Raw genomic sequence first — 11313 nt, forward strand, 5'->3', positions numbered from 1 at the left:
CCGCCCCTGCCGTTCACTCACCCGGCGCGGGGGGAACGTGGTGGGCGCGTCCTCCACGTGCCGTGCGAGCAGTTCCACCACGTGGCCCTCGCGGTCGATCCGGACGTCCAGCCGCGTCGGCGCCACCACCCCGTCGGTGCGCCCACGCCACGCGACCACCCAGCCGGATTCCGCCTGAGGCCCGACGGGGGTGGAGGTCGCGGTGGACCCGGACAAGGCCCAGGGGAATCGTTCCTTCGCGTACAAGGTGGCTGTACGCAGGGCGTCCTCGGCGCTCTCGGGCGCCGCGGACGGTGCCCCCGGCACCGGGTAGCCGGACGGGCCGGGCGGCTCCGGCGGCGCCCAGAAGTCGGCCGAGAACTCCTCCCGGTCCGGCCAGCTCAGCTCGGCGGACCCCGTCTTCAGAGCGATGAGAAGTCTGGCCGATCCTCCGTCCTGCCGGGGCATGACCTGGACGTTCGCGATCTTCTCGTGGTCGTCGAACGCAGTCGAGACCGCCTGACGCGCCGCATCCTTCTCCGCCCTTCCCGCGATCCGCAGACTGGTCGAGTCGACGATCACCGGAGTGATCCAGAGACCCGCCACCACACCGCAGGCCAGGACGCCGGCGCCGAAGGCGAGGAGTGCCGGTCCGAGGGCGGACGTCAGAGGACACAGTTCACGACGGGCCGCCCGGACCGACGCCGCACCGGCGAGGGCCCCCAGCGCCGCGCCCAGTACGTTCATCTGTACGTCGCTGGAGTCACAGGACCGTCCGATCCACGGAACCAGCCCCTGGCCCAGCTCGGTCACGACGGACAGCAGCACGGCCCCCAGGAGGACCGGCACCACGCGCCGGAGGGCCAGCACGCCGAGGAAGCCCAGGGGCAGGAACATCGCCACATTGAGCAGCCCCTGCTCCGTCGCGAAGGGCTCACCCAGGTCCCGGTTGACGACGCACTCGCCGAAGACGCCTCCGGGCGACGGCAGGAAGAGCGTGACGCCGAGCTCGGCCGTCAGCGCGGCCGCGAGCCCGGCACACGACCAGGGGCGCCGGGCGTACCTCCGGGCCAGGAGGTACCCCGCAAGAGCTGCGGCCAGAACGGCCGCGGCGGCGACCAGGACGAACGCTCCCTGATCCTTGAAGACGGCTTCGAGCATGAGTGCACAACACCTTTGACATGCAGTCAGCCCTCGGCCGGGACGAACGCGGTTCGCCGGCGGGGCCGTTCACCAGGAGGTGCCGCAGGTCGGACCCCCTGCACAGGGTTGCACGCCGGCCCCGTCCGGTTCCCCCCGGACGCCGGTGGGACGGCGGGCCCGGGCGCGCACGTGCGGGACCGCCGTCGCCGGATACGGACGTGCGCGGCGGGTGACGAACGCGAGATCCCGGGCACCAGAGGGCTGACCCTCGCTCGTCCCACCCTGAGGAGCCGGCCGTGGCCCTGGTGCAGCTCGACCTTCCCGACCCGATGGCGCTGCGCGGGCGCTGGGCGGCGCTCGCTGCGGTCCAGGCCGCCGCGGGACACGGTGAACGGTGCCAGGCCGTCTGGCCGCTCTGGCACTACGACGACGGGCACGGCAGCTGGGCCGACCTGCACCACCTCGACGAGGGGCGCGCAGTGCTGCTCGGGCAGGACCGGAACGACTCGGAGACGTACTACGCCGAAGCCTCGGACTTCTACGAGGAGAGGGAGACCGACCTGCTGGCCGGCGCGCCCGCCTGGTGGGAGCCGCCCGTGCGACGGGTCCGGGAGGCCGACGCGGACCTCTTCCTCGGGTTCGTCTACGGCTTCGACGGGAGCACGTGGTGGCGGGCCGCCTACGACGCCGACGACGGGTTCAACAGTGTGTGCCTGCCCGCCCTCGACGCCGAACGCACCAACGCGGTGATCAGGGCCGTTACCGGGCACGAGCCCGACGACGAGGACCGGGCACGGCAGGCCGTCGACGCGCTGGTCGCCGCCGACGGAGCGGTCGACGACACCCTCCTGGCCGCGGTCGTCCCGCCCACCGGCTGGGACGTGGCGGTGGGTACGGCGGCGGCGCGGGGGTTCCTGGCCTGCTGACCTGCCGGCCGGTCGACGTCGCCCCGCTGATGCCGCCCCGCCGATGCGGCCCCGCCGGTTCCGCTCACCGGGGAGTCCGATGCCGCCCCGCCGGGGAGACCGGTGCCGCCCCGCCGGTTCCGCTCGCCGGGGAGACCGGTGCCGCCCCGCCGGTGCCGCCCCGCCCGGTCGCGCCCCGGCCGCCCCGGTGCCCGCCGCCGGGAAGGGGACCCGCCCCGCACGCCCCGCCGCCGGCCACCGGGCCGTGGTGGGGCCGCCGGGGAGCCGGGCGGTCGGCTGGACACCGGAGGCGTCCTGAGCCACCGTGGGCCGCAGGCCGATCCGGGACACCGGGTCGAAGCGCTTCGACTCCCTCGGGTCCCACCCTGGACAGCGTCGGTGAGCGAGTTTAGGCTCCCCGGTGTCTGTGCACGTCAGAGTCGGAGAACGGAGCGGGAGACACCGTCGAAGCGCTTCGCCCGACTCTCTCCCCGCCCCACGTAAGGGAGAGCTGAATGGTCACGCTTGCCGAGGTCGCCCAGCACGCCGGAGTCTCCGCGAGCACGGTGAGCTATGTCCTCAGCGGGAAGCGGTCGATCTCCGCCTCCACCCGGGAGCGGGTCGAGCACAGCATCCAGCAGCTCGGCTACCACCCCAACGCCGGTGCGCGGGCCCTGGCCAGCAGCCGGACCAACATCATCGCGCTGATGGTGCCGCTGCGCACCGACATGTACGTACCGGTGATGATGGAGATCGCCATCGCCGTCGCCACCACCGCCCGTACGCACGGCTACGACGTGCTCCTGCTCACCGGCGAGGAAGGGCCCGCGGCCGTCCGCCGGATCGCCGGGAGCTCCCTGGCCGACGCGATGATCCTGATGGACGTCGAACTGCACGACGAGCGGCTGCCGTTGCTCCGGGACTCGGGCCGGACCGCCGTCCTCATCGGGCTGCCCTCCGACACGACGGGTCTGACCTGCGTGGACCTGGACTTCGAGGCCACCGGCGCGCTCTGCGTGGAACACCTCGCCGGACTCGGGCACCGCGAGATCGCGGTGATCGGGGAGGCCCCCGCCGTCTACGAGCGGCACACGGGTTTCGCCGAGCGCACCGTGGACGGCATCCGGGCCAAGGGGCGGCAGACCGGGGCCCGGATCCTCCACCGGCCGTGCGAGGGCGGGTACGCGGCGATGAGCACGACCCTCTCCCGCATCTTCGACGAACGCCCCGGTACCACCGGCTTCGTCGTGCAGAACGAAGCCGCCGTCGAACCGCTGCTCAACCTGCTCCGGCAGCAGGGCCGCGCCGTGCCGGAGGACGTGTCCGTCGTGGCCGTCTGCCCCGAACAGGTGGCCACGGGCGCCTCCGTGCGGCTCACCTCCGTCGCCATTCCGGCCCAGGAGATGGGACGCCGCGCGGTGGAGCAGGTGGTGGCGAAGCTCGCGGGCCGCGACGCGGAGGAAGTCGAGCTCCTGGCACCGAAGTTGACGATCCGGGAGAGTACGGGCCCGGCCCCGGCCTGACCGCGGTACCGGCTTGGCCCCGGCCCGTCGGAGGGGCGGCCGCCCGGCGGTACGGAACGGGGTCCGGGCGCCCTGCGGTACGTGTGGTGCCGGCGGCGGAGTAGAGGCCGACGGGCCCGGGAATGAACCTGGTTGCTGAAGATCCGACGTGATAACTTCGCGATCGGCCGTAGGGGGACCGGCTCGGTGGGGGATGGTCGGTGATGACACATGTGGCGCAAGGGCCCGGCGAGAGCGGCGCCTACCTGGTGGTGAAACTGGTCAACGAGCTCTGCGCCCTGCCCTGCGTGCGCGACCCCGACCAGTGCTCGCTCTTCGTGGGCTTCGTCGGCATGGTCCTCGAGACGGAGCTCACCTACATGCGGAGGAGCCCGCGTGCGGAGATGGTGGCCCTCGTCATGGACGTGATGAAGCGCACCCGGGGTCTGGATGCCCTCGTCCAGGCGGTGGGGGCCCTGGCGGGTCCCGAGGACTCGGCCAGGCTGGCCCGGCTGACCGGCGACTGGCCCGGTGAGGCCGTGGCGGGGCTGGAGCCGGAGTTCGACGACGGCGCGGTCCAGGAGGCGCGGCGGATGCTCGCCGAGATCCCCGCCCGCGACGACAGCGAGCTGTACGCCCTGCTCTGCCACGAGCTGGGGTTGGTGGACCTCCCGCACGGACAGTCCCCCTCGCAGCGCTTCGACTTCCTGTGCGAGGTCAGTGCCCAGGCCGACGGACTGCCGCCGGCTCTGGTCTTCCTGGAGGTCCTGGCCCCCGGCCGGCCACCGGGGCTTCGCGAGAAGCTCCGTGAGTGGTCCGACCGCTGGGCCCGCGACGCGGGACCGGAGGCCGTGGCCGCCCTGGAAACCCGCCGCCAGGCGATCGCCGCCTTACCGAGGGCCGACCCCGAGGTGCCGCGTTGCCTCGTCGTGATGGCGGAACCCGCCGACGACGGGTCGGCCGACGTCTACGTGCGTCATTGGGTCAACGCCGCGTCGGGCTACTGGGAGCCGGTGGCCGGAGACGTGGAACGGGCGACGCGGGACACCCTGGCGGAGGCGATCGAGCGGGCGGTGGGCCGGGGCGAGGCACGCTGGGCCGAGGTGGCGGAGGCGGACGACGAGCCGCCGGTCCAGGTCGAGTTCGTCCTCCCGTACCAGTACCTCAACGATGACATGGCCCGGATCGGAGTGGGTACGCGCACCCGTGACCCGGTACCCCTCGGGCTCCGCTACCGGATCCACCTGCGCAGCCTGGACCGTATGAGGGCCCGCGACCCGAGACAGCTGAGGCGGTGGCACGCCCGCTGGCGGCGGCTCAGGCAGACGGGCGTGGCCGAGACCTTCCGCTGGTACGGAGAGCCGGACGGACACCTGGGCCACTGGCACGCCACGCTGGCGTCCGAGCCCCGGCTGACCGCGGTCATCCTCGACGTCCCCGCACTGCCGGGCCATGGTCTGGAGGCGCTCATGGCCGCCATCGACGAGGGCGTGGGCCTCGCCGCCTGGGACCGCAGACCGGAGAGCCCCGACCTGTCGGGTGAGGTGCTGACGTTGCTGCTGGGACACCCGCCGTCCCAACTGCCGGGCAAGGTGAGTCAGTTACGTAAAGAAGCCGAAGGGAGGGATCGTGGTGGACTATTCGTGGGTAGACATTTGGCGTTTTTCTGGGACGACCCCAACCGCCTGGTCGACTGTGAGGAGTTGACGGCATGACCGAGCAGGACGCGGTGGCGCCGCCTGTCGCGCCGCCTTCCTGGCGGGTCTTCCACGCGACGGGGCGGCCCCCCGAGGCCGAACCGCCCCGACTGCCCCCACCGCCGCCCTGGCGCGTCTTCTCCGGCGGCCCCCTCCAGCAGCCCCCGCCCGAGGACACGCCCTCGGCGCGGCGCCGGCTCGGTGTCGTACGGGACGGACCCCAGTTGCGCGAGGAGGAGATCGACGCGGTCAACGCGGCGCTCCTGCTGCGCCGCCCCCTGCTCGTCACGGGACCGCCGGGAGTCGGCAAATCGACCCTCGCGTATCTGCTCGCCCAGGAACTGGGCCTGGGCCGTGTCCTGCCCTGGAGCATCGTCAGCCGCACCACCCTCGGCGGTGGCCTGTACGACTACGACGCCATCGGCCGCGCGCAGGCCATCGCGGCCTGGCGGGCCGGTGCCGAAGGCGCGGAGGGCGCCACCACCGGCCCTCCCGACCTGGGCGACTTCCTGACCCTCGGACCACTCGGCACTGCCCTGCTCGCCTACGAGCGGCCCCGGGTCCTCCTCGTCGACGAGCTGGACAAGAGCGACATCGACCTGCCCAACGACCTGCTCCACGTCCTGGAGAACGGCAGCTACGAAATCCCCGAACTGGTGCGCGCCGGAGCGAGCGAGGTCTCCGTCCTCACCGACGACCCGCGCGGCCGGGCGGTCGTCGAGGGGGGCCGCGTCGAGTGCGCGGAGTTCCCCGTCGTCGTGATCACCAGCAACGGCGAACGGGAGTTCCCGGCCGCCTTCCGGCGCCGCTGCCTGCCCCTGGAGATGCGACCGCCCAGCCGCGAGCAGCTCGTCTCCATCGTCGTCAGCCACCTGCGGGAACACCCCGAGGGCGTCGAGGACCTCGTGGACGACTTCGTGCGCCGGCTGGACGGCGGGGGCACCCAGTCCGTCGACCAGCTGCTGAACGCGGTCCAACTCACCACGGCCCACGGATTCCGGGCCGACGGCGACGGGCGTAAGCTCGTCGAGATGCTTCTCCGCGACCTCTCGAAAGGCCGCTGATGAACGGCTCGCCACGGGAGCGCGCCCCGGACGACCCGACGGTCGCGTCCGGCGCCACCGCCACGCACGAGGCGGACGGCGACGCGAGCTGGCAGGACCTGGGCGACGCCCTCTGGCTGGCGGCCGCATGGCGCCGGGCAGACCACTCCCCGGCGGCCGAGACCCCGGCGGGCGACACGGCGACCGGCCCCGCCGAGACGCCCGGCCGGCGCCCAGGCCCGCCCGCAGACGTCCCGGCGTCCCTCGACGTCCCGCCGCCCCCCGCGGGGCACGGGGCGCCGGAGACCGTACCCGCCGCGAGCGCCCGGTCCGACGCGGACGTCCGGGACCTGGCCCTGCACACGGTGGAGACCGCCACCACCGGCCGCCCGGAATCCTTCCTCGCCGCCGGACCGCGCCCGGCGCGCCGCGTGGTCCCGCTGCGCCTCGCCAGGCCCCTGCGCGGACTGCTCCGCCGGGTGCCCTCGCGCCACGCGCACCGGCTCGACGAAGTCCGTACCGCGGAGAGGGGGCTCACCGACGGCCTGTGGATCCCCTACGTGGAACCCGCCGAGGAACGCGCCTTCGACCTGATGCTGCTCGTCGACGACGCGCCCACCATGCCGGTCTGGAGGAGCACCGTCGGCCGGCTGGCCGACGAGGCGGTGCACAGCGGCGCCTTCCGCAACGTACGCACCGTCGACGTCGCCCTGCCCGACGGCGCGTCGCCCGTGCTGCGCTGGCCGGGCAACCGCGACGCCGATCCGGCCGAGCTCCTGGACGGCCGCGGGTCACGGCTGTTCCTGGTCGTCACCGACGGCCTCGCCCCCGGCTGGGCGGAGCGCGGGGCCGACGAGCTGCTGGGCCGGCTCTCCGCCGCCGGGCCCACCGCGCTGGTCCACCTGCTGCCCCCGTATCTGCGCCACCGGTCCTCGGTCTACCCCTTCCGGGCCCGGCTCGATGCCGCCGGCTTCGGCGCGCTCAACCGCCACCTCCACTGCCGTCCCCCACAAGGGGTACCCGAACACGCGCGCGCCTTACCCGATACGGGTGACGGCGCGGTGGCCGTTCCCGTCCTGAGTCTGCGCCCGGAATCGTTCCGGTCCTGGGTCGACCTGGTCACCGGGGAACGCGGCGTGCGCCGGGCGCTGCCGGTGGTGCTCGCCGGCGCGATGGCCAAGGGCGTCCCCACACCGGGGCTCCGCACCCCCCGGACGGACGGACCGCGCGCGGCGGCGGACGCCGTGCGCCGTTTCGTCTCCCTCGCCAGCCCGCTCGCACGGCAGTTGGCCGTCCTGTTGGCGGTGGCGCCCCTGCGCTTCGACGTCGTCGAGGAACTGCGCGACCAGGCCTTCCCCGAGTCACGCCCCGACCATCTCGCCGAGATCATGATGGGCGGCCTCATCGACTGGGAGCGGGACGGGGAGAGCGGTCCCGACTTCGCCGACGGCGTACGCGAGGCGCTGCTGGCCACCAGCAGCCGCTCCCAACTGGTCCGCGCGGTGGGCCTGCTGGCCGAGTCACGGGCCGTCCGGACCCCGGGTGTCCGGCTGCGCGCGGCCCTGCGCGACCCCGCACGGGCGGCGCTCCCGGACGGTGAGGGCGGCCCGGCCTGGCTCCGCATCGAGCTTGCCGTGCTCCGCGCCCTGGGCGGCCTGCCCTACCGGCGCAGGGCGTCCCGGCTCGGTGGGGTGATCCGGCACGGCTCGGTACCGAATGATGATAAAGAGGCATTCGATGTGAATGACCATGTCCGCGATCTCCGGTCGCATCCGGCCGCCCCACCAGGAGGACCCGTGTCGTCCACGACACCCCCAGACCTTGACCAGGATGCCCGGAGGGCCGACGAGCGCATGGAAGCCACCGCACCGGAACTGCGCTTCGTCCGCAGCGGTCAGCCGAAGATCATGGGCAACGTGCCGCCCAAGAACCCCAACTTCACCGGGCGGGAGAGCCTCCTGGCCGCGGTCGAGCGGCAGTTGCGCGAGGACGAGACGACCGCCGTCCTGCCGCACGCGCTGCACGGCATGGGCGGGGTCGGCAAGTCGCAGATCGCCGTGGAGTACGTCTACCGGCACAGCCGCGAGTACAACGTCATCTGGTGGATCCCCGCGGAGCAGGAGAACCTGATCCTCGGGGCCCTCGCCGACCTGGCCCGCAGCCTCGGCCTGGAGGTCGGACCGCAGGCCAACGCCGCGGTGCCCGCCGTACGTGAGGCCCTGCGCACCGGCAAGCCGTTCGACAACTGGCTGCTGGTCTTCGACAACGCCGAGAACGTCGAGTCCGTACGGTCCTACTTCCCCAACGGGGGCGCCGGGAAGATCATCGTCACCTCGCGCAACCGCGAGTGGGAACGCGTCGCGACCCCCCTCAGCGTCGATGTCTTCGACCGCGAGGAGAGCATCGCCCTCCTCCAGCGCCGCGCCCGCGGCCTGGGCACCGGCGACGCCGACCGGCTGGCGGCCGCACTGGGCGACCTCCCGCTCGCCGTCGAGCAGGCCGGAGCCTGGCACGCCGCCACCGGGATGCCCGTGGACGAGTACCTCGGCCTGCTGGAGGAGCGCCGTCCGGAGATCCTCGAACTCGACCCGTCGCCCGACTACCCGCTGCCCGTCGCCGCGGTCTGGGACATCTCACTGGGCCGCCTCTCGCAGGACAACCCGGCCGCGCGCCAACTCCTGGAGATCTGCGCGTGCATGGCCCCGGAACCCATCCCGCTCAACCTGTTCAGGGGCGGCCGCAACGTCCAGATCACACCCGAGCTCGACCCGGTGCTGCGCGACCCCCTGCTGCTCGCCCGCGCCACCCGGGACCTCAGCAAGCTGTCCCTGGTCAGACTGGACCACAAGTCCGGCACCCTGCAGATGCACCGCCTGATGCAGAACGTCATCGTGGCCCGGATGGACCCCGGGGAGCGGGAGATCATGACGCGGGCGGCCCACCTGCTGCTCACGACGGCCAAGCCCGGCGCCCCCGCCGCCCCCGACCAGTGGCCCGCCTACCAGGCGATCCTGCCGCACGTGATCGCCTCCGGGGCGGTCGAGAGCTCCGACGCCTGGGTCCGCGACCTCGTCTACGACATGGTGTTCTTCCTCTACTACTGGGGAGCGCACGAATCGGGTGCCGCCCAGGCCCGGCTGGCCTGGTCCGCGTGGCGCGCCCAGTCCGGCGACGAGGACCTGCACGTCATCAGGATCACCAAGCTGCTCGGCTTCTACCTGCGCCTCCTCGGGCGCCCCGACGAGGCCGTCGTCCACAACGAACGGGCGCTGGCGATCTCCCGGGGCGCGGACATCCCCGACGAGGAACTCATCGACTCCATGTGGCAGATGGCCGGGGCGCTGCGCCACCAGGGCGAGTTCGGCCAGGCCCGCGAACTGGCCCAGGAGGCGTTCACCCGGGCCAGCGACCTGTTCGGGCCCGAGGACCCCACCACGCTGAGCGCGGCGCACGACTACTGCGTCTCCCTCCGGCTCAACGGCGACTTCGCCGAGGCCCGGGAGATCGACGAGGAGACGACCCGGCAGCGCGAACTCCTGTACGGGCCGGTCAACGGGCTCACCCTCAACACACTGAACGGACTCGCCATCGACATGCGCGAGGCGGGCGACTACCTGGGGGCGCGCGCGCTCCAGGAGTCCACCTACGAGCCGTACGTGACGCACTTCGGCGCGACGAACGCGGCCACCATCCGTGCCGCGCTCAACCTGGCGGTGTGCCGCCGCCGGGCCGGTGTCGCCGAGGACGGGGCCGCGCTGGCCGAGCAGACACTGGAGCGGTTCACCACCCGCTACGGCCTGAACAACACGGACGCGCTCGCCGCGGCGGTGCACGCCGTGGTCGAACGCCGGCTGAACGGCGATTTCGCCGGCTCCCGGGAGCTGGGAGAGCAGACGCTGGCCGCCTACCGCAAGGTCCTGGGCGAGCACCACCCGTACACCCAGTTCGCCAAGGTGAACCTGGCGGCGACCCTCCGGGCGCAGGGTGACGTGGACCGGGCCGACGTCCTGGACACGGAGGCGGTGGAGAGCCTGCACGGGTCCCTGGGCGAGACCCATGTCAACACGCTCACCGCGTCGATGTGCCGGGCCAACGACCACTACGCGCGGCTCGACTTCGCACGCGCCAGGGCCGTCGACGAGGACGTCCTGCCCAAGCTCACCGCGACGGCCGGTGCCGACCACCCCCTGACCCTCGCCTGCACGGCGAACCTCTCGCTGGACCGGCGCGGCCTCGGTGAGTCCGAGGCGGCCGACCGGCTCAACGCGGCGGCCGTGGCGGGCCTCGCGCGCCTCCTCGGGGAGAGCCACCCGTGGCACACCGCGGCCCGCCTGCGCCAGCGCATCGAATGCGACATCACGCCCCTGCCGATGTGACACGCGGGGGCGGCCGGAAAGGAGCCGTCGGCCCGGGCGCGGTCCGGGCCGACGGCCACGAGGGGACGGGGGCGTACACATGACCACGGTGGTCTTCACCCATGGCACAGGGGTACGAGAACCCCATCTGGCCACGCTGCTCGACCGGGTGGCGTCCGGGCTGGCGGAGGCCGCCCCGGAGGTGCGGCTGGTGGCCTACCCGTGGGGCGGGACGCACGGGGCGACCCTCGCCGCGGGAGGCCTCAGCATCCCGGACGGACCCGGCGCCGGGACGGGGCGGAGCACCGGGTCCCCGGACGGCCCGGCCGACGAGGCGGAGCTGTGGGCCCGGCTCTACGACGACCCCCTGGCGGAACTGACCGTCGCGGCGGCCGGGGCCGCCCCCGGCGTCGTACCGCCCGGCGCCGCCTTCCCGGACGAACGCCCCCGAGCCCTCCTGCTCGACCTCGCCGCACAGGGTGAGCCGCTCGCCGGCCCGCTCGGCCCCGGGCTGCCCGACCAGGCGGTACGGCTCCCCCCCCCGCTGCTCGCCCCGGCCGCCGAGGCGCTGGACGCCGAGGCACTGGCCCGGGTCCTGGGCCGGGCGCTGACCGCCGCCCTCGTCTCCGCGGCCCTCGACGCGGACAGCCCGGTCCAGGCCGACGGGGACACCCGGGACGCGGCAGCCG

General features: G+C 73.6%; 6 protein-coding genes and 1 pseudogene. 6 read left to right on the top strand and 1 reads right to left on the bottom strand.

Annotation, left to right across the window (positions count from 1 at the left end):
* Positions 1–1140 (bottom strand): VanZ family protein (locus tag IH13_RS0117590; protein WP_063837458.1); only part of this gene is annotated, 1140 nt, incomplete at its 3' end.
* 278 nt (positions 1141–1418) lie between these two features.
* Between IH13_RS0117590 and IH13_RS0117595 the strand changes: the two genes are divergently transcribed.
* From IH13_RS0117595 to IH13_RS0117620, 6 genes and pseudogenes are all read left to right on the top strand, one after another.
* The gene (locus IH13_RS0117595; protein WP_031085529.1) at positions 1419–2048 is read left to right on the top strand and encodes a hypothetical protein; all 630 of its coding nucleotides are present in this window, start codon (positions 1419–1421) and stop codon (positions 2046–2048) included.
* 494 nt (positions 2049–2542) lie between these two features.
* Positions 2543–3550: a LacI family DNA-binding transcriptional regulator gene (locus IH13_RS0117600; RefSeq protein ID WP_031085532.1), complete on the top strand. Its 1008-nt coding sequence runs from the start codon at positions 2543–2545 to the stop codon at positions 3548–3550.
* 203 nt (positions 3551–3753) lie between these two features.
* Positions 3754–5244: a VMAP-C domain-containing protein gene (locus tag IH13_RS0117605; protein WP_234433318.1), complete on the top strand. Its 1491-nt coding sequence runs from the start codon at positions 3754–3756 to the stop codon at positions 5242–5244.
* A complete protein-coding gene (locus tag IH13_RS0117610) occupies positions 5241–6290 on the top strand; it encodes an AAA family ATPase (protein WP_031085534.1) in 1050 nt (349 codons plus the stop codon). Before IH13_RS0117605 ends, IH13_RS0117610 begins: the two co-directional genes overlap by 4 nt.
* The gene (gene fxsT, locus IH13_RS0117615; RefSeq protein WP_031085536.1) at positions 6290–10645 is read left to right on the top strand and encodes an FxSxx-COOH system tetratricopeptide repeat protein; all 4356 of its coding nucleotides are present in this window, start codon (positions 6290–6292) and stop codon (positions 10643–10645) included. Before IH13_RS0117610 ends, fxsT begins: the two co-directional genes overlap by 1 nt.
* 79 nt (positions 10646–10724) lie before the next feature.
* Positions 10725–11313 (top strand): annotated as a pseudogene (locus tag IH13_RS0117620) (hypothetical protein); the annotation flags it as partial.

The sequence above is a fragment of the Streptomyces sp. NRRL WC-3549 genome (genome assembly GCF_000721935.1).
Lineage (GTDB): Bacteria > Actinomycetota > Actinomycetes > Streptomycetales > Streptomycetaceae > Streptomyces.